Annotated in this window: 27 protein-coding genes and 1 pseudogene; 8 read left to right on the forward strand and 20 right to left on the reverse strand. The window is 70.5% G+C overall.

Annotated features, from left to right (window positions below):
* Positions 1-16: 16 nt before the first annotated feature.
* Positions 17-475 carry a hypothetical protein gene (locus P696_RS0105570; protein ID WP_245627516.1) on the reverse strand — a complete coding sequence of 153 codons (459 nt, stop codon included), beginning with the start codon at positions 473-475 and terminating at the stop codon, positions 17-19.
* Between the two features lie 236 nt (positions 476-711).
* Here P696_RS0105570 and P696_RS0105575 point away from each other — a divergent pair, with 236 nt between their 5' ends.
* Positions 712-1,485 (forward strand): DUF899 family protein, encoded by a 774-nt coding sequence (locus P696_RS0105575; RefSeq protein WP_026411544.1) that lies wholly within the window; start codon positions 712-714, stop codon positions 1,483-1,485.
* Positions 1,486-1,668: 183 nt separating this feature from the next.
* Here P696_RS0105575 and yczE read toward each other — a convergent pair whose 3' ends face one another.
* Positions 1,669-2,310, reverse strand: coding sequence for a membrane protein YczE (gene yczE, locus P696_RS0105580; RefSeq protein ID WP_026411545.1), 642 nt, complete (start codon positions 2,308-2,310; stop codon positions 1,669-1,671).
* 130 nt (positions 2,311-2,440) lie between these two features.
* Between yczE and yczR the strand changes: the two genes are divergently transcribed.
* Positions 2,441-3,832, forward strand: a complete 1,392-nt coding sequence (yczR, locus tag P696_RS0105585; RefSeq protein WP_026411546.1) for a MocR-like transcription factor YczR — start codon at positions 2,441-2,443, stop codon at positions 3,830-3,832.
* 295 nt (positions 3,833-4,127) lie between these two features.
* Here the strand turns inward: yczR and P696_RS43520 are convergent, their stop codons facing one another.
* Positions 4,128-4,871: a class I SAM-dependent methyltransferase gene (locus P696_RS43520; RefSeq protein ID WP_051467100.1), complete on the reverse strand. Its 744-nt coding sequence runs from the start codon at positions 4,869-4,871 to the stop codon at positions 4,128-4,130.
* A gap of 970 nt (positions 4,872-5,841) precedes the next feature.
* On the opposite strand from P696_RS43520, the gene P696_RS0105600 reads away from it, so the two are divergent.
* On the forward strand, positions 5,842-6,348 hold the full coding sequence (locus tag P696_RS0105600) for a hypothetical protein (RefSeq protein ID WP_245627517.1): 507 nt from the start codon (positions 5,842-5,844) through the stop codon (positions 6,346-6,348).
* Positions 6,349-6,405: 57 nt separating this feature from the next.
* Here the strand turns inward: P696_RS0105600 and P696_RS0105605 are convergent, their stop codons facing one another.
* The 7 genes and pseudogenes from P696_RS0105605 to P696_RS0105635 all read right to left on the reverse strand — a co-directional run bounded on the left by P696_RS0105605 (position 6,406) and on the right by P696_RS0105635 (position 11,366).
* Positions 6,406-6,918, reverse strand: a complete 513-nt coding sequence (locus tag P696_RS0105605) for a GNAT family N-acetyltransferase (RefSeq protein ID WP_026411548.1) — start codon at positions 6,916-6,918, stop codon at positions 6,406-6,408.
* Between the two features lie 59 nt (positions 6,919-6,977).
* Positions 6,978-8,051, reverse strand: coding sequence for a ribosome small subunit-dependent GTPase A (rsgA, locus tag P696_RS0105610; RefSeq protein ID WP_026411549.1), 1,074 nt, complete (start codon positions 8,049-8,051; stop codon positions 6,978-6,980).
* Between the two features lie 402 nt (positions 8,052-8,453).
* Positions 8,454-8,594, reverse strand: a pseudogene (locus P696_RS54010) (AAA family ATPase); the annotation flags it as partial.
* Positions 8,591-8,971 (reverse strand): hypothetical protein, encoded by a 381-nt coding sequence (locus P696_RS0105620; RefSeq protein ID WP_034483316.1) that lies wholly within the window; start codon positions 8,969-8,971, stop codon positions 8,591-8,593. The pseudogene P696_RS54010 and the gene P696_RS0105620, both read right to left, overlap by 4 nt.
* Before the next feature lie 128 nt (positions 8,972-9,099).
* Positions 9,100-10,038, reverse strand: coding sequence for an NAD-dependent epimerase/dehydratase family protein (locus tag P696_RS0105625; protein ID WP_245627518.1), 939 nt, complete (start codon positions 10,036-10,038; stop codon positions 9,100-9,102).
* Between the two features lie 83 nt (positions 10,039-10,121).
* Positions 10,122-11,063: an RNA polymerase sigma factor SigJ gene (gene sigJ, locus P696_RS0105630; protein ID WP_026411552.1), complete on the reverse strand. Its 942-nt coding sequence runs from the start codon at positions 11,061-11,063 to the stop codon at positions 10,122-10,124.
* Between the two features lie 72 nt (positions 11,064-11,135).
* Positions 11,136-11,366, reverse strand: a complete 231-nt coding sequence (locus tag P696_RS0105635; protein ID WP_157429533.1) for a hypothetical protein — start codon at positions 11,364-11,366, stop codon at positions 11,136-11,138.
* 180 nt (positions 11,367-11,546) lie between these two features.
* On the opposite strand from P696_RS0105635, the gene P696_RS43525 reads away from it, so the two are divergent.
* A complete protein-coding gene (locus P696_RS43525) occupies positions 11,547-12,410 on the forward strand; it encodes a DUF1963 domain-containing protein (RefSeq protein WP_034483318.1) in 864 nt (287 codons plus the stop codon).
* A gap of 42 nt (positions 12,411-12,452) precedes the next feature.
* Here the strand turns inward: P696_RS43525 and P696_RS0105645 are convergent, their stop codons facing one another.
* Positions 12,453-12,788, reverse strand: coding sequence for a DUF397 domain-containing protein (locus P696_RS0105645; protein ID WP_026411554.1), 336 nt, complete (start codon positions 12,786-12,788; stop codon positions 12,453-12,455).
* Positions 12,789-12,864: 76 nt separating this feature from the next.
* Between P696_RS0105645 and P696_RS0105650 the strand changes: the two genes are divergently transcribed.
* The gene (locus tag P696_RS0105650) at positions 12,865-13,785 is read left to right on the forward strand and encodes an NADP-dependent oxidoreductase (protein WP_245627519.1); all 921 of its coding nucleotides are present in this window, start codon (positions 12,865-12,867) and stop codon (positions 13,783-13,785) included.
* Here the strand turns inward: P696_RS0105650 and P696_RS54015 are convergent.
* Positions 13,754-14,026 carry a DUF397 domain-containing protein gene (locus tag P696_RS54015; RefSeq protein WP_084336862.1) on the reverse strand — a complete coding sequence of 91 codons (273 nt, stop codon included), beginning with the start codon at positions 14,024-14,026 and terminating at the stop codon, positions 13,754-13,756. The genes P696_RS0105650 and P696_RS54015 overlap by 32 nt on opposite strands.
* Entirely contained in the window at positions 14,023-14,856 is an 834-nt protein-coding gene (locus P696_RS43530; RefSeq protein WP_051466919.1) for a helix-turn-helix domain-containing protein, read from the reverse strand. Before P696_RS43530 ends, P696_RS54015 begins: the two co-directional genes overlap by 4 nt.
* Before the next feature lie 128 nt (positions 14,857-14,984).
* Between P696_RS43530 and P696_RS0105660 the strand changes: the two genes are divergently transcribed.
* Positions 14,985-15,215: a hypothetical protein gene (locus P696_RS0105660; RefSeq protein ID WP_026411556.1), complete on the forward strand. Its 231-nt coding sequence runs from the start codon at positions 14,985-14,987 to the stop codon at positions 15,213-15,215.
* 90 nt (positions 15,216-15,305) lie between these two features.
* Here P696_RS0105660 and P696_RS0105665 read toward each other — a convergent pair whose 3' ends face one another.
* The 3 genes from P696_RS0105665 to P696_RS0105675 form a co-directional block, all read right to left on the reverse strand.
* Complete coding sequence (locus P696_RS0105665; protein ID WP_026411557.1) at positions 15,306-16,070, reverse strand: phytanoyl-CoA dioxygenase family protein; 765 nt, start codon at positions 16,068-16,070, stop codon at positions 15,306-15,308.
* A 46-nt stretch (positions 16,071-16,116) separates the two neighbouring features.
* A complete protein-coding gene (locus P696_RS0105670; protein WP_026411558.1) occupies positions 16,117-16,671 on the reverse strand; it encodes a prepilin peptidase in 555 nt (184 codons plus the stop codon).
* A 175-nt stretch (positions 16,672-16,846) separates the two neighbouring features.
* Complete coding sequence (locus tag P696_RS0105675; RefSeq protein ID WP_026411559.1) at positions 16,847-17,542, reverse strand: SseB family protein; 696 nt, start codon at positions 17,540-17,542, stop codon at positions 16,847-16,849.
* Positions 17,543-17,694: 152 nt separating this feature from the next.
* Here P696_RS0105675 and P696_RS0105680 point away from each other — a divergent pair, with 152 nt between their 5' ends.
* Positions 17,695-18,606: a hypothetical protein gene (locus P696_RS0105680; RefSeq protein ID WP_026411560.1), complete on the forward strand. Its 912-nt coding sequence runs from the start codon at positions 17,695-17,697 to the stop codon at positions 18,604-18,606.
* On the opposite strand, the gene P696_RS0105685 is transcribed toward P696_RS0105680, so the two are convergent.
* The 4 genes from P696_RS0105685 to P696_RS0105700 form a co-directional block, all read right to left on the reverse strand.
* Positions 18,599-20,695, reverse strand: a complete 2,097-nt coding sequence (locus P696_RS0105685; RefSeq protein WP_034483659.1) for a glycoside hydrolase family 31 protein — start codon at positions 20,693-20,695, stop codon at positions 18,599-18,601. The two genes, P696_RS0105680 and P696_RS0105685, sit on opposite strands and share 8 nt — an antisense overlap.
* Positions 20,696-20,833: 138 nt before the next feature.
* Positions 20,834-22,000 (reverse strand): pyridoxal phosphate-dependent aminotransferase, encoded by a 1,167-nt coding sequence (locus tag P696_RS0105690; RefSeq protein ID WP_026411562.1) that lies wholly within the window; start codon positions 21,998-22,000, stop codon positions 20,834-20,836.
* 52 nt (positions 22,001-22,052) lie between these two features.
* Entirely contained in the window at positions 22,053-23,057 is a 1,005-nt protein-coding gene (locus P696_RS52085; RefSeq protein WP_157429534.1) for an alpha/beta fold hydrolase, read from the reverse strand.
* 5 nt (positions 23,058-23,062) lie between these two features.
* Positions 23,063-23,989, reverse strand: a complete 927-nt coding sequence (locus P696_RS0105700) for a hypothetical protein (protein WP_026411564.1) — start codon at positions 23,987-23,989, stop codon at positions 23,063-23,065.
* A 130-nt stretch (positions 23,990-24,119) separates the two neighbouring features.
* Here P696_RS0105700 and P696_RS43540 point away from each other — a divergent pair, with 130 nt between their 5' ends.
* Positions 24,120-25,553: a carboxylesterase/lipase family protein gene (locus tag P696_RS43540; protein ID WP_051466921.1), complete on the forward strand. Its 1,434-nt coding sequence runs from the start codon at positions 24,120-24,122 to the stop codon at positions 25,551-25,553.
* The last annotated feature ends 19 nt before the right edge of the window (positions 25,554-25,572 follow it).

Consider the following 25,572-nt stretch of genomic DNA (forward strand, 5'->3'; position numbering starts at 1 on the left):
CCTCGGACGATCCAGGTCACTGCGGAGTCGCCGGAGGCCGCCCGAACACCACATGCTGGGTGCCCTGTCCCTGGACCGCCTGCTGCGCCTGATCGTGGGCGTGGGCGTTCACCTGGACCGCCGCTGCCGTCGTGCCGCCGATCTCCTCCGCCACGAATCTCACCAGCTCACGAACCTTCTCGTGAACCTCCGGAGTCTCTTCCAGCAGATCCGCGAACCGCGTTCGCCACGCGACGGCCTGCGCTTCCCGTATCTCCCGCGCCCTCTCCTCCGGAGCTCCCGCGACGTCCGCGTGGGCATGTTCCAGCCTGCGTTCCTGCCGGGCCTCCTCCGCCCGGTCGCCGCGTCCCAGAAGCCGCACCGCGCGGGCCCGGACCTCCTCCCACGCATCGGAGACCATGGCCGTCACGAGCCCCGACCCCGCCGCGGCCGCCAGCGCCGCCGCACTCTCAGGCAACATCATGAACTCCCTCACCGAAGGGTGATCAAGAAAGGACGTGCCCCTGCAAAATCTGTCATACAACTCCAAGCGATTCCATAAGGGCACGAAATGGATGGGCCTCTCGTGGCGTGTGGAGCGGGGCTGAGCCGCCGTGGGGACGCATTGGGCGAGGACGAGCCCCTGCCCGCGATGAGTTTCGGGGTGGGGGCTGGTCTGCACGGGTGACCGGCTGATGACGCCGCTCGGTACGAGACATCACGGAGGACACCATGACGGACGATCAGACCACCTCGCTGCCCGGACGCCCGCCCGTCGTCGACATGGACGCCTGGCAGGCCGCGCGTGACGAGCTGCTGGTCCGGGAGAAGGCGCACACGCGCGAAGGGGACGCCCTCGCCGCGGCCCGCCGCCGGCTGCCGATGGTGGAGTTCGACGGGAAGGTCGAGGTCGTCGGGCCCGACGGCCCCGTCCCGTTCCTGGACCTGTTCCAGGGCCGCGACGAGCTCGTCGTCTACAAGCACATGTGGTGGGACGGCGCACCTCACCAGGGGCAGTGCGAGGGCTGCACCGTCACGGCGTGGCACATGAGGGACAGCGTGTACCTCAACTCGCGCGGGGTCTCGTCCGCCATCCTGACCACGGGCCGGTGGGACGAGGTGGCCCCCTACGTCGACTTCATGGGCTACACCCAGCCCTGGTACTCCGTCCGCGACCTGGACGAACCGGTCGGCGGCGCGATGGGGCGTCTCACCAGCTACCTGCGGGACGGCGACCGGACGTTCCTCACCTACTCCACGACGGGACGCGGCGTCGAGCCGGTCAGCGGGTCCTTCGCCCTGCTCGACAGGACGCCCAACGGCCGCGGCGAGGCGTGGGAGGACAACCCCGAGGGCCGTCCCGAGGGCAACCATGCCTGCTGGTACTGGCGCTCGGACGCGGACGGCACCCCCTCCTGGAGCCCGACCAGCCGTCCCGTCCCCCAGTGGACCCGCCCCGACGCGACCCCCGAGACCACCCTCGGCCGCCAGGGCGACTACCACTGACCCACCCTCGCGCCACCGACCGTCGAAGGGATCGGGGCCGCTTCCAGACGGGCGGCCCCGATCTGGGGCGCCCGTCTGGAAGCGGCCCAGATCTGGGGCGCCTCGCCCCGGTGGACCTCGAAGGTTCCGGTGATCCTCACCGGCCCCTGCCTCGCACCAGCTGCCCGGACGTTCTCTTCGCGGTCATCGGGTGTGCTGTGCGGGTGCGGGAACGGCAGGAAGGCGAACGGCCACCAGCGGCAGGAAGCGGCCGACGAGGGGCCCCATGCACAGTGCGATCAGCACGGTGCCGACCCCGACGGTTCCGCCCAGGAGCCAGCCGGCACAGGCGACAGTGACCTCGATGCCGGTGCGCACAATGGCGACAGGCAGGCGGGTGAGCCGGACGAGTCCCGTCATGATGCCGTCGCGCGGTCCCGACCCGAACTGCGCGCCGAGGTAGAGCGCGTCGAAGAACGCCAGAGCGACAACGCCGAGGGCGAGATATCCGCCCTCGGCGAGTGGCCCCCGTGGGTCGGGGAGCACAGTCGCGGTGGCGTCGGCGGCGAAGCCGACGATCGCGACGTTGAGGAGCGTGCCGAGCCCGGGCAGTTCTCGTAGGGGGATCCACGCGACGAGCACCAGCAGCGAGATCAGGTTCGTCGCCCAACCGAACGAGACACCAAGGGATATGGCGGTGCCTTCGGTGAGCACGCTCCAGCTGGCCGCCCCGAGTCCGGACTGGACGAGCACCATGACGGCGGCCCCGTAGCCCGTCAGGCCGAGCAGGAGCTGAGGGATCCGACGCGCCTTTCGGACCGCCCGGATCTGGGCGAACGCGTTCATGCGCGGTAGTACGAATGGGTCGTGACGAGCCTGGACAGAGGCGTGTGTCGTGGAGTCGCAAGGTGCCATACGGTGAGTCTCTGGGGGATCTGGCCACGCATTCCATAGCCAGATTGCCTATGGTGGTCGGGTGAAAATCAGCTCGCACACGGTGGCGCGGATGCTGGGGACCTGGCAGGAGGGGCCGGGGCCGGGGCATCAACGGCTCTCCGACAGGCTGCGCCTGCTCATCCTGGACGGACGCCTTCCCCTCGGCGCGACCCTGCCGAGCGAACGCGACCTGGCCGTCACGCTCGGCACCAGCAGGACCACGGTCGGTACCGCGTTCCACACTCTGGTCGAGCACGGATACCTCGCCACACAGGCGCGCACCGGGGCGACCGTACGGCTGCCTGATGACACCGTTCCCGATCACCCGGCCGGCACGGACGCGGAGACCATCGACCTGTCCATCGCCGCGCCGCCCGCGCCCGTTCAAATCCTCCACGCGGCTTACGCGACCGCTCTCGAACGGCTGCCACGGCATTTCGAGCGGCACGGCTACGACCGATACGGCATCGCCGAACTGCGTGAAGCGGTCGCCCACTGGTACCAGCGGCGAGGACTGCCCACCCGGCCCGACCACATCCTGATCACCAACGGCGCGCAGCACGCGCTTGCTCTTCTGGCGCGAGTGCTCCTGTCGCCACGCGACCACGTCCTCATCGACCACCCGACCTACCCGCACGCGATCACGACGTTCACCCAAGCGCGCGCCCGGCTTCTGCCCGTCGCCGTGACATCTTCCGGCTGGGACACCGAGCAGCTTCGAACAGCGGGGCGAGCCGCGAACCTGGCCTACCTGATACCCGACTTTCACAACCCGACCGGGATGTGCATGCCCACAAGCGTGCGCCAAGAGCTCCGGCTCGCGTGCCCCACGATCGTCGACGAGACCATGGCCGATCTGGCTCTGGACGTTCCGAGCCCCGAGCCCCTCGCGCTGCACATGCCGACGGCCATCAGCATCGGCTCCGTGTCCAAGAGCGTCTGGGGCGGCCTGCGCATAGGCTGGGTTCGCGCGCTTCCCTCTCTCCTGGAACGCATCGAAAGGGCCCGTGCCACGACAGACCTCGGCACCCCCGTTGTCGAACAGCTCGCCACAGCCGTCCTCCTGAACGAGCACCAAACCCAGCGGCCGGACGCACTCCAGCAACTCAGGTCGCAACGCGACGCCCTACACCAAGCACTCACCGAGCACCTACCGGCGACCTGTGCCCTGCAACCAGCCGGCGGTCTGACGCTCTGGGCGACCTTCCCCGGGCCCGTCAGCTCACGGCTGGCAGCCATGGCGCCTGACCACGGAGTGACCATCGCGGCCGGACCACGATTCGGGATCGGGGGTGCGTTCGAACGCAACATCCGCCTGCCGTACACGCTCCCCTCAGGTCAACTGACCCTGGCGATCCGCAGACTCGCGCAGGCAGAACAGGCACTCGCACAAGGCGCTACCGGAACCCACACCCCCGCCGCCATCGCATGACCGTCAACGACATCCTGCCCCGCAACGGCCGCGGCGAGGCGTAGGAGGACAATCCCGAAGGCCGTCCCGAGGGCAAGCATGCCTGCTGCTACTGGCGCTCGGACGCGGACGGCACCCCCTCCTGGGGCCCCACCAGCCGCCCCGTCCCCCAGTGGACCCGCCCCAACGCAACCCCGAGAGCACCCTCGGCCGCCAGGGCGACCACCACTGACGCCCGACGACGGAAGCGCAGCCGCCGGGCATCGCAGCAGCAGCGGCGCCCGGCGCTTCGTCCCGTCAGGTCGGGGCCCGGCATTCATTTGGCTCCGGGATCGTCGTTCGGTTGGTCGTCCGCGCCGGAAGCCTTCGACGATGCCTCAAGGACGAAGAACAGGAAGGCGGGTCGGGTCGAGAGGTCCTGGAAGGCATCGGGAAACAGGTCGCGGGCGGCCGGGTCGGGCTGAGGCTCGCTGATGGTGGAGATGCGGAAGCCGGCGGCGGTGAATGCGTCGGTCATCGTATGCAAGGGCTTGCGCCAGAACTTCATCGGGACGAGCCGTCCGCTGAGCAGCCAGTCGAAGCTGTAGCTCGTCGTCGCGAGGTAGTCGGGCCGGGGATCGGAGATCGTGTAGGCCACGAAGGGATGGTCCACCGACGCGATCAGTCGGCCGCCGGGCCTGAGGACACGGCGTATCTCGGTCAGCGTCGGCCCCCAGTCCTCCAGGTAGTGCAGGACGAGTGACGCGACCACGTCGTCGAACGCGCCATCGGCGAACGGCAGAGGGTCGCGCAGGTCGACCACGTGCAGGGGCGCGTCGTCACCGAGCCTCTGCCTGGCCAGCGCCAGCATCCCCGTGCTGGCGTCGATGCCGGTGACGTCGGCGCCGCGATCGCGCAGTGCGGCCGTCAAGGGACCCGTGCCGCAACCGGCGTCCAGGATTCGACGACCGGCCACGTCTCCGGCAAGGGCCAACATCGCGGGCCGCTCGTAATAGGCGTTCACGAGGCTGTTCTCGGTCTCCGCCGAGTAAGCCTCGGCGAAGCCGTCGTAGTCGTTCACCTGCGCCGGATCGGCGGTCTGGACGGGCTTGTCGGCGGCCTGCTGGAGGCGGCGGCGTCCTTGCGGGGTGTAGGTGAGGGCGTCGGGCAGGGGCATGCCGCCGTGGCGCACCGCGATGAGCACCAGTGGATCGTGGTCGTCCGACCCGGTGGTCTCCGTTCCGAGGTCGAGGCGCTGCCCGATGTGGAAGAAGACCATGGGCTCGGCGGGGTCGTCGGTCAGGTATCCCAGCGTCTTCCCGTGCACGGGGCTGGTGGGGCCGAAGAGAACCGAGGGGGTCCCAAACGCGTCGGTCACCTCTTGCAGGGTGCGATCGTAAGCCGCCCAGGCGGCGGCCGATTCCCGCAGGTCGGTGAAACGGTCGGCGTCCAGCGTCCGGTCTGGATGCAGCCAGCCTCGGTCATTTGCCAGCTCCGCGTAGACCGACGCCATGGCGGGGTGATCGACGACGTGGGGATGGGGCAACCGGTCGATGACGGCGCCGGTCACGCCGCGCGCGGACCACGCGTTGCGCCGTTCCATCTCCTGTCTGACCAAGTCCAGGCCGTCCGGCTCGCGTTCGACCGTGAGCAGGTGGTCGATCAACAGCCGAAGGGTCAGCTCGTTGCCCCACACACCCGGTCTCCGCAGCGCACCGTTGAGCTGCTCGACAAGGTGCGCGTGGATCTCTTCGGCGGTTGCCAGTTCCGGCGAGGACGACATACCGCAGTCTCCCGCATGACGGGGCGCCGGCGAGAAAAGTGGCGGCGTCCGCGAGTGCCATCACCTGTGCAGGTGATGGGGCGGCGGCGCGAATCCCCTGAGCGAGGGAGGTGGCCGGCCCGGACGGGTGATCATCGGGGACGGCCTGGTCGGAAGAGTGAGGGCCGTGAACATCAGTCGGGTCATCCGCTTCCTCATCCACTCCGCTCCGGACGCCAGCGACACCGAACGGCCGGTTCGGCGGTGGGTTCTTCGTCTTGCTTACGCGATGCCCCTGGTCATCTTGCCTGCATGTCTGTGGCGGCTGCCGTTCGCCGTGCACTTCGACATGGGCCAGGACCTCAAGGGCGTCGGCATGCCGACCTACTGGCTGAGCATCCCCTACGTCCTGGGGCTGAGCGTGATGTCGGAGTTGATCGCCTTCCTGTGCATCGGCCTGGTGCGCCGCTGGGGCGAGGTGGCGCCCGGCTGGATCCCGTTCATCGGCGGCAGGCGCGTCCGGCCGCTCGCGGCGTTCGTCCCCGCTCTGCTCGGCGGGATGATCCTCACCGTGCTGTTCGTCGGCGTCCCCATCGGCGACGGCCAGGACCTCACCCTGTACGGCGTCGTCGACAGCCAGCCGTACGACAACGCCTGGTGGAAGGCGCTCGCCTTGATCTGCACCCGTCCACTCGGTTTGTGGGGCCCGGCCGTCATCGTCCTCGCCGTCGCCTACTACCTGCGACGCCGCCCTGAGTCCAAGGCCCCCACGGTCACCGAGCCGCTCCGGGGTTGAGGGCCCGGTCGCCCGTGGGCAGGCGGTGTTCTGCCTGCCCACGGGCTTGTGCCGGTGTCAGACGCCGAACGCCTTGGCGTAGCGGATGGTGCCGGACGGCATCGGACGGGACGGGGCGAGGCTCAGGGCCATCATGTTCTCGTCCGGCACCTCGAAGGGCGCGCGGATGCCGTGCTTCGAGGCCGGGACGAACCCGAACCGCGGGTAGTACGAAGCGTGCCCGAGGACGAGAACGAGGTTCTCACCCGCGCTCCGCGCAGCGTCGAGGGCGGCGCGGATGGCAGCCGACCCCGCGCCCGTCCCCTGGTGTTCCGGGGGGACGGCGCACGGCCCGAGCGCGAGGGCCGGGACGTCGTCGACGTGGCAGCGGGTCAGGAGCGCGTAGCCGGTCGGCGCGCCGTCGGGGCCCTCCGCGATCCAGGAGCCGAAGGGCAGCCAGGCGTCCGGGTCCTCGCGCAGGGCGTCGACGAGGTCGGCCTCCAGCGCGGTCGGGAACGCCGCGAGGTTGATCTCGCGGATCGCGCGGCGGTCGTCCTCGGTCTCGAGACGGGTGGTCCAGGTGATGCTCATGTCGGTGTGCGGTTCCTTGAGGATGTGCGGACGAATGTCAGACGGCGGCTGGGCGGCCATTACGGCTTGTCCCGGAACTTGTAGATCGCGCGCTGGTGGCGCGTGATGGCTTTCCACTGGTTCTCGCGTTCCGCCCGCAGGCGCGCGTCCTGGCGGGAGGCGGCCCAGGCGGCTTCGCGGAGCAGCTTGCGGTAGCTGTCCAGGCGTCGCTGCGTCAGGGTGCCGTCGGCGATCGCGGCGAGCACCGCGCAGCCGGGTTCGCTCTCGTGGGCGCAGTCGGAGAACCGGCAGTCGGCGGCGAGTTCCTCGATCTCGGCGAACACCTGCTGGATGCCGCTCTCGCCGTCGTGGACGCCGACGGCCCGCAGGCCCGGGGTGTCGATGAGGACACCGCCGTCCGGCAGCCGGATCAGTTCGCGGTGGACGGTCGTGTGACGGCCCTTGCCGTCGACCGCCCGGACGTCGCCGGTCGCGAGCAGATCGTCCCCGAGCAGGGCGTTGCCCAGCGTTGACTTGCCCGCACCGGACGGCCCAAGCAGCACGATCGTCCCCGTGAGGATGGCCGCCAGGATGTCCAGGCCCTCGCCGGTGACCGAGCTGACCGCCAGGGTCTCGACGCCGGGCGCGAGCGCGGCCACCTCGTCCCGCACCACGGCGACGGGACGTTCCGAAGCGTCGGCCTTGGTCAGGACGATGACCGGAACGGCGCCGCTCTCCCAGGCCAGGGCGACCATGCGCTCGATCCGTCCCGCGGGCGCGGACGTGGCCAGCGACACGGCGAGCACGACGGTGTCGACGTTCGCGGCCAGGACCTGGGCATGGGACGTGCGGGACGCCGACGACCGCACGATGGCGGTCCGGCGGGGCAGCAACGCCACCAGCTCCGGCCGTTCGCCGAGCCGCACCGCGGCCCAGTCGCCCGTGCAGGGCGGTTCGGCGGCCGTGGACCAGGCGGCCCGCACCCAGCCGTCCGCCGTGACGACGGTGGCGTGGCCACGGTCGACCCGCGCGACGCGTCCGGGCGTCAGGCCGTCGGAGCGGTGTGCGGTGAAGGCGTTCTCGTACGCCTCGTCCCATCCGTAGGCGGACAGGACGTCATCGGACGAATCCGAAGAAAAGAATGATGAAGACAACGAAGGAGACCCTTGTGTGAAGGGGCCCCGGCAGACACGAGGAGATCACGCCGAAGGACGAACGATCCCGATGGGCGGATCGACTCAGCCGAGTACAGCCGAGACCCGGGAAACGAGGTTGGTTCGAGCGCCGTATGCGACAGCGGCCGCTTCCGCGGTCATCAACCTCATCCCCCTCTCCCCCTCGATCCACATCACCTACCGACGATGTCGATATCAACCCGACGGTACCACCCGACATTCGCCCGGCACCTCCCATTTAATGGCTGTGGGGGGTAGTGAGCCCGGTGGGCCTCAGGGGAGGTGGGTGGTGACGAAGCGGAGTGGGGCGTCCACGGGGGCGCGAGGGAGTTCCAGCGGGTCGTAGCCGTATTAGGCGTAGGTCGCGACCATAGGTTCGTAGACGCCACGTCCGGCCTCATGGGACCGCGCGAACCCCTCGCGCTCCAGGGCGTCGATCAGGGTGCTCTTCCCTGATCCGGGGCCGCCGGTCACCACGATGAGCGGTCCCGGCTTGGACGCCCTCCCCTCGCCACTAGTCACTTGCGCGTGGGGGACGGGGAGGCCGGGAGGGGGTTGTCCCAGTCGATCCGCAGCCGGTTGCGGTTGCTGCGGCTGACCTGGCACGAGTAGTTCTTGGACACCGCGACGATCTTGACGACCTGGACGGTGTCCAGCACCGGGTCCTGCGAGCTCTCATAGTCCGGCCGGCCGGGGACGTGGACGCGGAAGCGCACCAGGTAGCTGTGGTTACCGCCGTTGAAAGCACGGTTGGTCTGCCTGATGTCCCTCACGGTGACGGTGCAGGGGACCGCGTCCGCGCTGTCCTTCTCAGGTTCCTTGCCTTCGGAGCCGCAGGCGGCGAGGAGAAGGCACAGAGCTCCCACACCGAGCCGGAACGGGAGTCGCCGCACACCCATGTCTTCCCCTCATCATGACCCTGACCTCGACACTTCGCGGCAAGCACCGCTGGAAGGATCTTGAGGGAAAGCATGGGTCACCCGCAACGTCGGCCGAGCCTCCCCGGCCCCTCGGCGGCACTCTCACGTCACGCCTTGACCTGGAGACCCTGCCGCCAGCTGGGGTGGGCCGGACGCCAGCCGAGTTCGCGCTTGGCCTTGGCGTTGGACGCGCCGCGCAGTTCGGTCATGAGGACGACCCCGGCCGGCCCGGCGGCCAGCCGTCCGACGAACCGCGGCACGCGCATCGGCTTCTTGGCGCCCAGCATCGCGGCCAGTTCCGGCAGCCATTCGGCGACCGTGGCGGGGTCGTCGTCGACGATGTTGTAAACGCCCCGGGCGCCCTTCTCCACCGCGGCGACCGTGGCCTCGGCGGCGTCGGCGATGTGGACGAACGACCACACCCCGCCGCCGTCCCCGACGACCGGGAACTTGCGCTTGCGGATCATCTCGAGCTGCTCGGAGCCCGGCGCCATGGACGTCCCGGGTCCGTAGAACGCGCCGTAGCGCAGCACGATCCCCTCGGTCCACTCCGCGCCCAGGACGGCCTTCTCCAGGTGCTGGATCGCGCCGATCATCGAGGCCATCGGGGCGACCGGCGAGGGGTCCAGGGGGTCCTGCTCGTTCTTGACCGGCCCGCCCGTCCGGGCGTAGGTGAACGCGCCGTTGCTCTGGGCGACGAACCGCCGCACCCCCGCGGCGCGGGCGGCGGCGAGCAGGATGTCGGTGCCCTCGGTCCGCAGCCGGTCGGTGGGGGCGAAGCTGCGTTCGAAGTGCCGGGTGTCGATGTGCCCGATGGCGGTCAGCTGGTCGACGACCACCTCCGGGGCCGCCTCGCGCACCGCCGCCTCGACCTGGGCGCGGTCGAGCGCGTCGGCGACGACCGGCACCGCGCCCAGCTCCGCCGCCCTGGCCTTGCCGGATTCGCTGCGGACCATGGCGAACACCTCGTGCCCAGCGTCCACCAGACGCGGCAGCAGTTCCTTGCCCATCGCTCCGGTCGCTCCTGCCACCAGGATTCTCATCATCGGCTCCCTTGCCGTCCGGTTCGGATTCGCTACCTGAACCGGACGGCCCGCCGATTCCTGACAGGAGACGGGAGTGATGCGGGTCACAGCACGAGGAGAGGCTCTCCGTGGTCGGCCGCCGCCCACTGCTCGGTCGCGCGTTCGAGCTTGTCGGGGTTGGCCTGGGTGCGGAAGGCGGCGATGCCCTCGGCGGTGACCTCCAGGCACACGATGACGGCGACCCGGCCGTCCACGACGGCCAGCACGGCGGGTTCGCCGTTGGCGACCCCCGCGTAGATCTCGGGCGAGCCGCCCACGACGGCGCGCTTGGCGTCGGCGGGCCTGAGCATGCCCTCCATGAACTTCGCGACCGCGACGGCCCCCTCGAACGCCCTGGTGCGGGCGGGCACCTTGCCCCCGCCGTCCCCGACGGCGACGGCGTCCTTGGTGAGCAGGCGCACCAGCTCGTCGGTCTGGCCGCTCGTGGCGGCGGCCAGGAACTCCTCGACGATCCGCCGGGCGTCGGCCTTGTCGATGCCGCCGCGGGCCTTCCCGTCCGCGACGTGCTTCTTGGCGCGGTGGAAGAGCTGCTGGCTGGCCGCCTCGGTGATGTCGAGGATCTCGGCGATCTCGCGGTGCGGGTAGTCGAACGCCTCCCGCAGCACGTACACGGCCCGTTCGTTGGGCGACAGGCGTTCCATCAGAGTGAGCACCGCGTACGAGACCGATTCGCGTTGCTCGGCGGTGTCGGCCGGGCCGAGCATCGAGTCCCCCACGAGCAGCGGCTCGGGGAGCCATCGGCCGACGTAGGTCTCGCGGCGCGCCCGCGCGGAGGTGAGCTGGTTGAGGCACAGGTTGGTGAGCACCTTCGTCAACCACGCCTCGGGGACCTCGACATGCTCGACGTCGGCGGCCTGCCAGCGAAGGAACGTGTCCTGGACGACGTCCTGCGCCTCGTCCGCGGAGCCGAGCAGCCGGTAGGCGATGGCCTCCAGCCGTGGCCTCGACAGCTCGAAGCGCGCGACGTCGTCCACCCTCAGAGCCATGACCTGATCATAATCTCCGGCATCGCCACCACCTGGTCACGGCCATCTCGTCCCCGAGGAGGACGACTCAGATCAGAGGTCGACGGTCCGGCCGTTGTAGTACCCGCCTATGCAGACCCATCCGATGAAGGCGGGTTGGACGCGGCCCCCGCCCATGACGCACTGGTCGACGCTGATCCCTTCGGGGGCGGTGCGGACGGCAGCGGCCTGCGTGCTCAGCGGGGCCGCCGCTGCAACTCCGACAGGCCCACCCACCGCGACCAGAACACCGGCGGCCAGGACGGGCAGAACCCTTCTGTTCATGATCAGCTCCCTACGGTCGGGCTTCACCACCAACGATCCCTGCACTCACCGCACATGGCCAGACACTGACAGTGACAGTGCGGTCGGGGCGTGGAAAGCACGGCGGCACCCGGGGCGACCTCGACGCACGGGTTCGACGTTCGGTGATCTTGAAGGGGCTTGGGGTGCTTTCATGGCCGGATGTCATATGAAGAGGCTCTGTCCGGCGTCCGAGCCCTCTGCGTTGAGACGCTCGGTGAGCACATCGGGTCTCAGTTGGCGGCGTTGGCGCGGCCCGGGTTCGACCTCAGGCCCGCGGACGAGCGGAACGCGGCGACCGGGCTGTGCCGGTGGGGCGGCCCGGCGCTGCTGGAGCCGGGCACGCCGTGGCCCGCCTACGCGGGCGTGCCGCACAGCCTGTTCGCCGTGCTCGACGTCGCCGCGCTCGGCCCCGGGGTCGCGGACCAGGCTCCGCCCGGGGCCGCGCTGCTCAACTTCTTCTTCCTCGATCCGTGGACCGGGTCCGAGGAGGTCCCCGACGACGTCAGTTCCTTCAGCGATGAGGAGTTGGAGGAGTACCTGGTCGTGCCTGCCGATCCCCGGCGCGCGGTCGAGGTTCCGGCACCCGAGCCGTCCCCGAGGTTCGACCAGGTTCCGATGCACGCCCGCCTCGTCGTCACCCTGCCGTCGGCCTCGACCTACGACTGCGACCCGGTGCTGCACACGCTCGACATCGGGGACGAGGTCAAGGCGTCGGAGCTCTACCGGACGTTCCCCGGCTTCCTGGTGGTCGACAGGTTCGGCGAGGAGGTCTGGCCGAGGTACGGCGAGGACGCGCAGGACATCCCGTGGGGAGGCATGAGCGACCAGGCGTTCGGCTGGCCGTCGATCCACAACAGCGGCGTCCCCCTGCTGGAGGACCTGTCGCAGGACGAGCCCTACGTCCATCTCCTCACGCTCGGCGCGAACGACATGTGGGAAGGCAGCCTGCGCTTCGTCGCCCCTGCCAAGGCGATCCGAGAAGGCGACCTGACCCAAGTACGTGCCGCCCCCGAAAATTGGTAGAGCCGCACGTGAACGATGGACGCGTCCGCCCCGTGGAACGCCCTACGCGCGAGCACGGGCGACGAGATCGCGCCAGGCGCTTGGGCTAAGGAGCAGCTTCGGCCCATCAGGATCCTTCGAGTCCCGGACAGCCACGACCGGCACCAGCCCAGCAACCTCAACGCATTCGTCTCCGCCCTGGGCACTGTGAGTGCTCTTGCGCCACTCCGCGCCAGAGAGATCGGCGATTTGGATGCACTGCCCGCCCTGCTCGCTGCTGTGGCTACTCGCACGCCACGGCACAGTGGAGAGGCTGGCGACTTCGATGCAATCCCCGCCTTGAGCGCTACTGCGGCTGCTCTTGCGCCAGTGGACGATGGACAGGTCGAAGGTGCTCATGCGCGATCCTCCGCTTCTGTGGCCTCGCTTGCCTGGCTTGACTCTCACATTGGTGTGAGTGTCTACCGTCCTCAGCATGAGCGCTACCTTCATGCGAGCTGTTGGGATTGACGTGCACGGCGGGACCAACGTGCTTCAGGTGCGGCGGGTGCCGGAGCCGCAGGTTGGGGCGGGTGAGGTCCTGGTGCGGACGGTCGCCAGCAGCCTGAACCCCGTGGACTCCAAGACGCGGGAATGGGAGATCGGGAAGCTGCCCGCGAACCTTGGATGGGACCTCGCCGGAGTCGTCGTGGCCAGTTCGGACGAGCGATTCCGGCCCGGCGAGCGCGTGATCGCGATGTCGGCGCAGATCGCGACCGGACGCGGAACCTGGGCCGACCTGGTTTCCCTTCCCGGGGATCTACTGGCCACCGCGCCCGCTCAGGTGGGTTTCGAGGATGCGGCGACGCTCCCGCTGGCCGGACTCACCGCGCTGCAGGCCCTGCAACTGGCCAAGGTGGGAGCGGGCGATCGGGTTCTGGTCGTCGGGGCCGTGGGCGGGGTGGGCGGGCTGGCCGTCCAGTTGGCCCGGCACCTCGGAGCCGCCCAGGTGGACGGACTGGTCTCACGGGCCAGTCATGTGGACGCGGCGCGCGAGCTGGGAGCCGAGGAGGTCACGGTCGATCCGGCGACTCTGTCCGAAGGCGCGTACCAGGTCGTCCTGCACACGGCCGGACCGCACGTGACGCACGTGCTCGCCGCTGGTGGACGGTACGTGTCGATCGCAGACGTTCCGCTGCCGGACGTCCCCGGCGCATCCAAGTCCTACGTCGAGCAAAGCGGGGAGCAGCTTGCCGAACTGGCGAGCCTGGTGGACGACGGCGTCCTGCGAACGCGAGTGGCCGCCAGCTTCCCGGTCGAGCAAGCGCGCGAAGCTCACGAGCGCTTCGAAGCGGGTGGTCTCCTGGGCAAGGTCGTGCTGAACTTCAGCCCGCCGACGTCCGAACGTGGCGAGTGAGGGAACGCCAAGCGGCGGCGTCGAGGATCAGCTTCGGCCCCTCTGGATCCTTCGAGTCTCGGACGGCCACGACCGGCGAAAGGCCGGCTACCTCGACGCAATCCTGCCCGCCCTGGGAGCTGCGGCCACTCTTGCGCCACTGCGCGGTGGAGAGACCGGCGATCTCGACGCACTGCCCACCCTGACTGCCGCTGCGGCTGCTCTTACGCCACTGAACGGTGGACAGGTCAAGGGTGCTCACTTGTACTCCTCTGCCGCCGCCAGGATGAACTTGTGGGACTGACTGCTGGACATCGCCTCGCTCATGACCTCGTCCCAGCGTAGTGCGTACTCCGAAACGGCGGCAGGGTCTTCGATCACCTGGCTGATGTCCGGCCCTTCGTGGTAGCCGATCTCATCACCGTTCGGCATTGTGAGGATGGTGAATGGGCCTTCGATCGCCCCCGCGTTGATCGAGGCGAACGGCAGGACCCGAACGTTGATGTTCTGCCGCGTTGAAGAGAGCTCGACAAGCCATTCGAGCTGTTCCCGCATCACGGCCGCTCCGCCGATGGGCCGCCTGAACACTGCTTCTTCGAGCACGACCCACAGGTGTGGAGCTGGCTTGCGCGAGAAGATCTGCTGCCGCTCCAGGCGCGCGGCCACGCGATCGTCCAGCACATCCGACTGCTCGCTGAGACTCAGAACCGCCCTCGCGTAGGCGGGCGTCTGGAGAAGGCCGGGCACCACCATGGTGTCGAACTCCCTGACGACCATGGCCTCCCGTTCCACGCTCACATACTTCTCGAAGCCGGGTGGGACGGCGATGTGTTTGCCCTCGCGTTTGATCTCGTCCCACATGGTCCAGAAGGTGCGGGTTCTGGTCGTGCCGAAGCGGAAGTCGCAGTCGTCGGCGGTGGCTTCGGAGGGGGGCTTGCGGCCCGTCTCCAGTTTCTCGATCCACGTCGTGCCGCAGCCGAGTTCGTCGGCGAGCTGGGGCCGGGAGAGGCCCGCGGCCTCGCGGTGGGAGCGCATGACCCGTCCGAACGAGCGGAGGAGCGGGTCGCGGGTGTAGCTCGGGTCGTCCGGCATCGGGGTGTCCCCTCTGGGAGGTGGGGTGCCGCCTGGGGTGTGATGGGGCCGTAGCTGAGAGTAACCCACGCCTGTGAAGCTGGTCACACGAAAGCGGTCAGTTCCTCGAAACGAAGGTTCCTCTCGCCATGGACGCGTGCTCTCCGTCGGAAGAATCCCTGCTCGCCGCGCTGGAGGCGGACTTCCCCGCGTGGGGGTTCATTCTCAGCAACAAGAAGCGCTGGTGGGCGTTGCGGGGGCCGTTGCCGATGGATCGATTGCAGGAGAAGGACGCGTTCGACTGCGACACCGCCGAAGAGCTGCGGGCCGCGCTGGTCGCGGACGGGTGGGGGCGCGGGGAGTTGGAGGGCTCCCGGTGACCTCGCCTGACGTGTGACGGCGCGTCCCGCTTGGAAAGGCGGCGCGATCGGCGGACAGCCCCCTCCGCCGATCGCGCCGCCGACTGCGTTCTAACGTCCGAAAAGGCCGAGTTGGATGGCGCGTTCGACCGGGGATGGGCCGTCCACCGAAAGCGGGACGGCGGGTTCGAGGCCCGGTTGCGCCATGAACTTGACGTTCTGGCCGTGGTGTTTCTGGGCCGCGTGCACCAGGAACGGGTGGCACAGGTAGACGTCTCCTGCGCGCCCGGTGGCGAAGGCTACTTCTCGGTACTCACTCGCGGCTGCGGCGGCTTGTGCGATATCCACAAAGGCGCGTCCGTCTTCCCCTGCGGATTTCAGGAGGGGCGGGACGTCCAGGTGCGAGCCGACGCGCACGCGCGTGGGGGCGTCGTCCTCCCCCACGTCGGAGAACAGGAAAAGAACGAGCAGGGCGCGTCCGCGCGAGTTCAGGTTGACGCGGTAGCTCATGTAGTCGTTCGGGTCGGGGCCCGGGAAGCTCGACTCGATGTGCCAGCCGTCGTCGCCCGGGTCGTCGTCCGAGGGGAAGCGGACGGCGTAGCTGCCGCCGACCGTCGCCCTGGGGACCCAGCGGCCCGCGCCGACGAGCGCGTCGTACGTCTCGTGCAGGCGCGCGCTCTGGGCGGCCTCGCGGAACGGCTTCTGGCCCTGGTCGAACAGGCGGAGAACGGGCTGCGTCCAGGTGGACGGGTCGTCCGGCGAGCATCCGGACGCCTCCCAGAGCAGTGCGCGGGCCTCGTCGGCGACGTCGCGTGGGAACGCCTCGGCGACGCGGACGAAGCCGTCCTGGATGAAGCTTTCAACGTCGATATCCATCGGATGGGCAGCCTGCCGAAGCGTGCGGCGGCGCGTCCAGCGAATTTCAGGCGTACAGGACGGCGGCCAGCACGGTCCCGGCCAGCATGAACGGGCCGTAGGGGATCTGGTCCTTGCGGCCCGCGCGGCGGAGCAGGAGGAGCGCGAGGGCGAAGAGGCCGCCGAGGACGACCATGCCGAACAAGCCGGTGATCCAGGCGGAGCGTCCCAGCCAGCCCAGGTAGAGCCCGAGGACGGGGGCGAGTTTCACGTCGCCGAGGCCGATGGCGTTCGGGACGATGAACCACTGCACCGCGAACACCAGGAACAGCAGGCCCGCGCCGACGAGCATGCCGAACCAGCGGGACGGGTCGGCGACGGCCAGGAGCGCCCCGGCGACGGGGATGGACGGCAGGGTCAGCGGGTCCGGAAGGCGTTTCAGCGCGACGTCCACGACGCCGAGCAGCACGCACAGGACGCCCAGGAATGCGAACGCGGGAATCGCGGCAAGGGGCGCGCGGAACGCCAGGACCGGGGCCAACGCGATGCAGCCCGCGAGCGTCCACGCGTTGCGCAGGGGCTCGGTCCAGTCGGCTCGGACCGACCACACGGGGGCGCTCATGCGCCGCAGCCTAGGGCATGTCTCAAAGCCACCTGCCCTACTGCGCGACGCCCAGGCACGCACCTCGCGGGGTTGTCGTCGGTCGACGGCCAAACCCGGGCCGACTCCCTCCTCCGCCCCCACGATGCACGCACCCGGACGCCGCTCGCCACGGGCGCCGACTTCGAGACACGCCCTAGCGGCGGAAGAGGCTCAGCTCGACGCCGCCGACGACGCGTCCGCGCAGGGCCTCGGCGAGGCGGTCGGAGACGCGCTGGACGGTGGCGCGCTCGTCGTGGTCCGGGGCGACCGCGAAGCGGACGGCCAGTTCGGCCTGCTCGCCCCGGCCCACGCGGACGCCCTGGACGCCCGGTTCCGCGCCGAACGCGGCGTCGATCGCGGCGAGGACCTCGGGGTCCTCGTGCGGGGGCGGGACGGGGCGTCCCTCGGCGAGCAGGTGCAGGCGGAGGCCGTCGACGGCGAACGGGACGGGGCCCGCGACGTCCACGACCAGGGCGTGCGCGCCCTCGTCGAGCGCGGCGGACGCGGCCTGCTGGGCGCTGACCGCGACGGGCCGGGCGTCGGCGCGCCACGCGGCCATGGACTCGGTGGAGGTGAACCCGAGGACGCCGCGGCGGCCGTCCTCGCCCATGAGGGTGGGCAGGGCCATCTCGCTGTTCTTCTCGCGGCGCAGCTCGCCGGGGGCGACGTCCTCCTCCTCGGTGAGGACGGCCACGATGGGGACGAGCAGGCGCTTGCCCGCGAGTGCTTCGAGGACCACGTGCCCGCCCGCCCGTCCGGCGGCGTAGGAGGCGAGCGCGTCCCGCAGGCGCGGGTCGGCGCTGCCGTCGTCGTCGGGGAACTGGGGCTCGGGAATGGTCAGGTCGGGCACGGCACGAAGGTTACTGCGTCGCGTGGCCACTCAGGGACTTGGGGTCGGCACGTGCCGTGACGGGCGTCACGCCCGGCTCGCCCCGGTTGGGCGGATGTGATGTAATTCCGCGCCGGACGGGGACCGGCTCCCGACGACCCCTGGAGTTCCTCGTGTCCGATCAGGCTTCTGAGCTGCGCGCACGCTGGCGTTCACTCGCCCCGTTCCTCCGCGAGGAGATCATCAGGACGGGGCGGTCGAGCGAGGCCGAGGCGAACTGGATCGCGGTCCACTACGCGCGGATGAGCCTCGGGCGGGTCCGGCGGCGGATGTGGATCGTGATCATCGTCTTCATGGTCGTCCTCGGGGTGGCGCTCGGGCTGCTCCGCTCGACGGACGTGGTGAACGGCGTGACGTTGCCGCTGGTCACGACCGTGATCACCCTCCCGTTCGTGCTGGCGTTGTTCGCATGGGCGCGCGGGCAGGTGATCGCGTTCAGCCGGATCATCACGATGAACGAGGCCGCGCCGGAGAGCGTCGCACCGGTGTCCGTGCGGCCGGGGTGGGGCGAGCGGCTGGACGTGAGGATCGTGCTGGGGCGGGTGATCGTCCGGTTCGGCGGGATCGCCCTGGTGCTGGCGCTCGTGGGCGCGCTGATGGCGGGGATCGGCGCCCACACGTCCACGATCGTGGTGTGCGAGACGGGCGCGGGGGTCATCCTGGCGATGCTTCTGTGGATCATCGTGCGCGCGCGGAGGCACGACCCGATGGTGAGGCTGTCCGAGGAAGGGGTGACCGTCGCGGGCTGGGGCACGACCGTGCCGTGGGGGCGGGTCACCGGCATCCGCGTCGTCACGCCGGACATGCGGCGCGGGGTGAGCGGCTCACACATCCTCGCACTGAGCGTGGACGCGCCGGAGCAGCTCATCGGCGGCCTTTCCGGCGCGTACGCGAAGTCGGCGCAACGGTCGCTGAGCGCGTACGGGACCCCGGTCTCGTTCTCGGACCGGTACACCGACACCACGGCCCACGCGGTCGCCTCGGCGGCGTCCACGTGGACCGGGCTGCCCGTCCGCTCTACTTGAGGATCTTGAGCAGGCGGGGCGTGTCGGGGGTCCCCAGCCGGACGAACATCGGCACGGTGCCGAGGTCGGCCTTGTAACCGCGCAGGTCACCGCCCTTGACGGCGCGGTGGCGGACAACGTCGTACCAGGTGCCGGGCGGCAGGTGGACGTCGCGGCTCGTCCCGGACGCGAGGACGGGCGCGGCGAGCAGCGCGTCGCCGAGCAGCCACTCGTCGGCGACGGTGTAGGACTTCGCGTCGTCCGGGTGCTGGAAGAACAGCGGCTTCATGATGGGCTCGCCCGTCCGGACGGCGCGGTCGGCCTGGTCGCGGATGTACGGGGCGAGCCTGGCGTGCAGCCGGGTCGCGGCGGCGTAGGCGGCGGCGACCTCGGGCGGGTAGGTCACCCACTTCTTGTTCACGAAGTCGTACACCTTCAGCGGGGACGTGGAGGAGTACTCGATCGGCATGAGGGCGGCGGCCTGCGCCCAGCGGACCAGGACCTCGTCCGAGGGCGGCGGCATGCTGTCCGAGCCGCCGATCATGTCGGTCGCGACGAACGGGTAGCCGATGACCGAGACGGCGAGGTTCTGCTTGACGGCGGCGTTGAGCGAGGCCCAGTCGGTGCCCTTGTCGACGGTGCGGGTGACGAAGCCGTACTTCTGCGCGCCCGTCCAGTGCACGCGGATGCCCGCGCCCTGGAGGTCGAACTGCTGGGCGAGTTCCGCGCCGAGCCTGCGGTAGGCGGCGGCGTCGAGTCCGTTGGACGCGGCGCACCGCTCGTCGAAGAACTTCGTGTCGAACTTGAAGCCGTCCACGCCGTAGTCGGCCTGCAGCTTCTTCAGCTGGCCCTCGTACCACTTGTAGGCGTCGGGGTTGCCGAGGTCGATGAGCCCGGCCTTGCCGTTCCACCAGGTGACCGTGCAGGGCTGGGACGAGTCCTGCTTGGACTTGAGGAGGTAGCCCCTGTCCTTGGCGACCTGGTAGTTGTCGGCGTCCAGGTTGATCCACTGGGTGATCCAGACGCCGAAGTCGTAGCCCATGGCGTGGATCTGGTCGGACATGCCCTTGGGGTCGGGGAACTTGGAGTTCCACGTGTAGTCGCCGTAGTGCGTCATCCAGCCGTCGTCCAGCTGCATGGTGTGCCCGAGGACGCCCGCGTCGTGCAGGGAGCGCGCGTAGTCGAGGAAGCCCCGCTGGTCGACCGTGGAGTAGAACTGCGCCCACGAGTTCCAGAGCGGCTTCTCGAACTGCGCGGGCGTCGCGCCGATGGTCCGCGGCTTCCCGGCGATGCCGACGTAGTCCTGGTAGACGGCGCGCGGGGTGCGCTCGACGAAGACCGTCGCGTCCAGGCTGGAGGTGTCGGTGACCTCGAAGTCGGCGACGCCCTCGTGGACGCGTCCGAGGGACACGCGCATGAGGTTGCCGGTCTTCACGTAGAGCCCGGCGGACGTCGCGGTGAACCAGAACGGCTCGGTCATCAGGTAGGACGCCGGGCCGAACGTGGTGTCGTTGACCTGCTCCTTGCCGGTCGCGGCGTCCAGGGGCCAGGGCTGGCGGGTGTCGGGCTCGCCCTCGGCGTCGGACTTGGCCTCGCCGTGGCCGTACCAGTGGCCGCCGGACGCCATGTCCAGGCGCAGCGCGGACGCGGTGGCGGCCGCGCCGGTGACGCCGGTCTGGATCCGGTACCGGTCGGCGTCCGGGGTGATCTTCACGGTCAGGGTCGCGGCGGGGTCGGACGTCGCGACGGCCAGGTTCAGCGTGCCGTCCGTCCAGGTCGCGCTGCGGACGTCGGTCGGCGTGATGTGCGTGCCGTCCGCGCGGGTCAGGTCGAACGCGCCGGACGCGGCGGTCGCGAGGACGGTCTTCCCGGCGCGGCGGGTCGTGATCGCGAACGGGCTCCGGTCGATGTCGATCTCGTAGTCGCGGGTGGCGACGGCGACCGTCCGGGCGTCCTGGCGGACCGTGGCGGGCGTCGGCGTGGCGGGGTCGGCTTGGGCGGACGGGGTGACGGCGGCGGTCAGCGGCACCGCGAGCGCGGCGGCGGCGACGGCCGCGGTGCTTCTTCTGCGGCGGGTTACAGGACGGCTGCGTCGGGACTCACGCGGCACGGACACCTCACAGGAATGCTCGATAGTGAGCGTTTCTCAAGCATCCCGAGCGTAAATGCGCAATCGGCGAAGATCAAGAGACACGACGGCCCCGGACGCCTCAGGAGCGTCCGGGGCCTCGTCGGAAGGTGAGGGAGGTCAGCGGGCGAGGCGGTGGAGGCGTTCCACGGCGTCGTCGATGACGTCCTCGCGCTTGCAGAACGCGAAGCGGACGAAATGCGCCCCCGCCTCGGCGTGGTCGTAGAACACCTGCGTCGGGATCGCGACGACCCCGGCGCGTTCGGGGAGCGCGCGGGCGAGTTCGAGACCGTCGGTGAACCCGAGCGGGCGGATGTCGGCCTGCACGAAGTAGGTGCCCTGCGGGCGGAGCGTCGCGAACCCGGCGGCCTCCAGGCCGCTGATCAGGCGGTCGCGCTTGGCCTGCAGCGACTTGCGCAGGTTCTCCACCCACGCGGTCTCCTCGCGCAGCGCGTACGCGGTCGCGCGCTGGTAGGGGGCGCTCGCGGTGAAGGTGACGAACTGCGCGACCGTCCGGACGGCGTTGACGAACGGCGCGGGCGCGCACACCCAGCCGGTCTTCCAGCCGGTCACCGAGAACGTCTTGCCGGTGGAGGAGATCACGACCGTCCGCTCGCGCATCCCGGGAAGGGTGGCGAGGCTGATGTGCTCGACGTCGTCGAAGGTCAGGTACTCGTACACCTCGTCGGTGATCGCGACGAGGTCGTGCTCGCGGCAGACCGCCGCGATCTGCTCCAGCTCGGCGCGGGTGAACACCGTCCCGGTCGGGTTGTGCGGCGAGTTCACCATGATCAGCCTGGTGCGCGGGGTGACGGCGGCGCGCAGCTCGTCCGGGTCGAAGGTGAACCGGCCGTGCTCGGGGCGGAGCGTGACCGTCCGGCGGACGGCCCCGGCCATCGCGATCATCGCCGCGTAGGAGTCGTAGTACGGCTCGAAGACGATCACCTCGTCGCCGGGCTCGGCGAGACCGAGCAGCGCGGCGGCGATGCCCTCGGTCGCGCCGACGGTCACGAACACCTCGGTCGCCGGGTCGTAGTCGAGGCCGTACCGGGCCCGGCGCTGCTCGGCGACGGCGTCCCGCAGCTCGGGGACGCCCGGTCCGGGCGGGTACTGGTTGTCCCCGGCGAGGATGGCGTCGGCCGCGTGCCGGAGCATCGCGGCGGGGCCCGACTCGTCCGGGAAGCCCTGTCCCAGGTTGATCGCGCCGGTCCGGACCGCCAGCGCCGACATCTCCGCGAAGATCGTCTCGCCGAACTCACGCATCCGGCGGACCAGTGGCTCAGTCACCCCGAAACTCTAACCGGCGACGCTTTCGCGGGCGATGGTGGCTTTGGTGGGCTCAGCGGGTCTTGGAGAGCGTGTCGATCGTGGTGGCGACGGCGGCGGGGTCGGAGACGAAGGCCATGTGCTGGGCGTGCGGGATGAGGGTGGGGGCGGGGGCGCCGATGCGGGCGGCGGTCTCGGCGGGTGTGGACTTGCTGAACACGAAGTCGTCCGCGCCGAAGACCACGGATTTCGGCATGTTCACGGTGCGGAGCTGGGCGAGGCGCGACGTCGGGATGCCGACGACGCCCTCTCGGAGCATCGCCCAGACGGCCTTCTCGGCACCCGGGATCATGAACGGACGCCGCCATTGGTCGACGCCTTGCTTGTCGAGGCGCGGGCAGCGGGGTCCGCACGCGCGCGCGTAGGCGGTGCGGACGAGCCAGTCGGAGCGGACGCCCAGGCGCAGGGCGGCCGTCCGGTAGGGGTCGAGGAGGACGTACGAAACGGGGCTCTTCTGCCCGGCGCCGGTGAGCAGCGCGTCCCCGTCGAGGAGCATGAGGCCGCCGATCGCGTCCGGGCGGCGGAGCGCGGCCTCGGCGACGACCGCCGCGCCGCTGGAGTGCCCGACGACCACCGGCTTGGCGAGGCGCATCGCGGCGATGAACGCGGTCAGCTGGTCGGCCATGTGCGCGGCGTTGTAGGGCGGTTCGCGCTGGCTGTAGCCGTTGCCGGTGAGGTCGATCGCGAAGACGTGGTGGGTGCGTCCGAGGATCTCGGCGGTCGGGGTCCAGGCGTCGGCGGACTCGAACGCGCCGTGCACCAGGACGACCGGGCTTCCGCTCCCGCCACTCCCCCATTCGCGGTACCGCGTCCGGACGTCCCCGGCCTGCACGTAGGACAGACCGTCCGGGACGGCGGCGCGTTCCCGTGTGGAGAGGACGACCACCATGGACGCCGCCGTGACCAGGCCCCAGAGGGTCACCAGGGTCAGGAGCGTCCGGCGCGACCACCGCCGCAGGCGTGTCCTCGATGTGGGGACGCGCGTTATTTGGGGGGCTTCGCGGAGTTGGTCCGTCACGCCCTTTACCGTACGGCTTGCGGTACGGCCTTGAACTCCCAGACGGTCGTCAGCGGGATGCACAGACCGGGCTGGACGACCTCGACCCGCAGGACGCCCGTGGCCGTGTCGTAGTCGAGGCCCTCGGTCTCGAAGGCGGGCTGCCCGTCGGCCTTGCAGGCGCTCTCCATGGGGAGCGGGCCGAGCGCGGTGACATGACCTGCGACGTCCTGGCCGTCGGGGGCGTTCGCCAGGTCGATCTGGAGCAGCGGGCGGACGACGCCGTCGACGGTGCCGTAGCCGTCGTCGGACGAGCAGACCAGGCGCGTCGCGGTGGTGAAGACGCACCCCTGCACGTCGCGGACGGGCTTGTCGAGGACGACGCGTCCGGTCAGCGGAAGGTCGTTCGCGGGGTCGTCGGCGGCCTTGTTCACCTTGGGCATCGGGGTGATGAGCAGGCGGTTCTGGACACCCCACTCGCCGGAGACGAGCCACTGGCCGTCCCGGCTGACGGCGGCGAACGAGTTGTTCATCGCCTCCCCCGGGACGAGCTTGTGCACGAAGTCGGACGACCGGAACCCGTTCGCCGTGTCGTACACACGGAACATCTTGGACGTCGGGGACGCCGTTCCCGACTGGTACGGCTCGACGACGTAGCCGCTGGAGAAGTCCGGGTCGCCGACGTGGTTCCAGCCCTTGAGCTGCGCGTCCGGCGCGACGACGTTGCCGGTGTACCAGAGGTGGTCGCCGCCGAACGCGCGGACCGTCGCGAGCCCCTGGTTCTGGAACAGGCTGCTGACCAGCGACGATCCGGTCGCCTGCCAGGGACCGACGGTCGGAAGAGCCGCTTTCGAGGGGGTGGCGGCTGTCGCCGGGGCGGCCAGGGCCAGGGTCAGCGCGGCGGCGGCCGTGGCGGTCGCGGCGGCGGCCAAGGGCGCGGTGTGGCGTGGCATGTGGTCCTCCCCGGGGTGGAAGCCGGGTCAGCGTATCGGCGATCTTCGCCGGGACCGGGACATCGGGGTGAAGTTGTCATGAAGCGGTCAGCGCGCGGCGCGGGCGGCGGGCCGGGTAGCGTCGGGGGGCGTGACGGACGACGTGCTGGCGCGGACCGACCGGGGTGCGGTGCGCGGAACCGGGGCCGACGGGCTGGCGATCTTCCTGGGCGTCCCGTACGCGGCGCCGCCGGAGGGCGAGCGGCGGTTCCGGCCGCCCGTCCCGGCCGGGGCGTGGGACGGCGTTCGGGACGCGACGCGGTTCGGCACTCCCCCGCCGCAGCGCGCGGCGGCTCCGGGCGCGCCCCCGATCTGGCGTCCCGGGGACGGCCTCGACTGCCTCAACGTCAACGTCTGGACGCCCGACCTCGGCGGTTCCGGGTTGCCCGTGATGGTCTGGTTCTACGGCGGGGCGTGGCGGATCGGCGCGAGTCCCATGCCGCACTACGACGCGGCGCGGATCGCGCGCGCGGGCGTGGTCGTCGTGACGTTCGACTACCGGACGGGGTTCGAGGGTTTCGGCCACCTGCCCGGCGTCCCGGACAACCGCGGCCTGCGCGACCAGATCGCCGCGCTGGAATGGGTGCGGCGCAACATCGCCGCGTTCGGCGGAGACCCGGACCAGGTCACGGCGTTCGGGCAGTCCGCCGGGGCCGCCTCGATCGTGCTGCTGGCGAGCGTTCCCGAGGCCCGGGGACTGTTCCGGCGGGGCATCGCGCACAGCGTTCCGGACGGGTATCACGACACGTCCGTGGCGTCCGAGATCACGGGGATCATCGCGGACGCGGCCGGGGTCGAGCCGACGTGGGAGGGGTTCGCGGCGCTGTCGCCGGAGGCCGTCCTCGCCGTCCAGGACGCGCCTGTCGATCCGGTGAAGCGGCCCGTCACGGCCTTCGCGCCGGTCGTGGACGGCGATCTGGTCACCGGCCCGCCGTGGTCGCGGATCGCGGACGCCGCCGAGGTCGACCTGGTCTGCGGGTTCGTCCACGAGGAGGCCCGCGCGTTCCTGCCGTCACCGGTGCCGCCGGAGCTGAACCCCGAGATGGTCGCGGGCGCGACGAAGGTCGGCGCGGGCGGCGCGAAGGCGTATCGGGCCGCGTATCCGCAGCTCAGTGACGTCGAGTTGGCTGTTGAGCTGCTGTCGGACGCGATGTTCCGGATGCCGACCACGCTGACGGCCGAGGCGCACGCGGCGGCCGGTGGGCGCACGTGGCTGTTCGACTTCGCCTGGCGCAACCCCGAGGGCCTGAACCGGCACTCGATCGACGTGCCGTTCGTGTTCGGCCTCCCGGACTCGCGGTTCGCCGCCCGTCACCTCGGCTCGCCCGCACCGGACGGGTTCGCGGCGCTGTCGGACGCGATCCGGACTGCATGGACGTCCTTCGCCGCGGGCGGCGACCCCGGCTGGGCCCGCTATGAGCCCTCGAAGCCGGTCGCGCGGGTCTGGGACGACGAGATCTCGGACGGGCCGTCGCCGGTCGCGCCGTCCGTCCCGATCTGGAAGGACGCGCTCGGGCTCCGGTGACCGTCCGGTCGCGATCCGG

Origin of the sequence: Actinomadura oligospora ATCC 43269, from assembly GCF_000518265.1 — a bacterium.
GTDB classification, from domain to species: Bacteria; Actinomycetota; Actinomycetes; order Streptosporangiales; family Streptosporangiaceae; genus Spirillospora; species Spirillospora oligospora.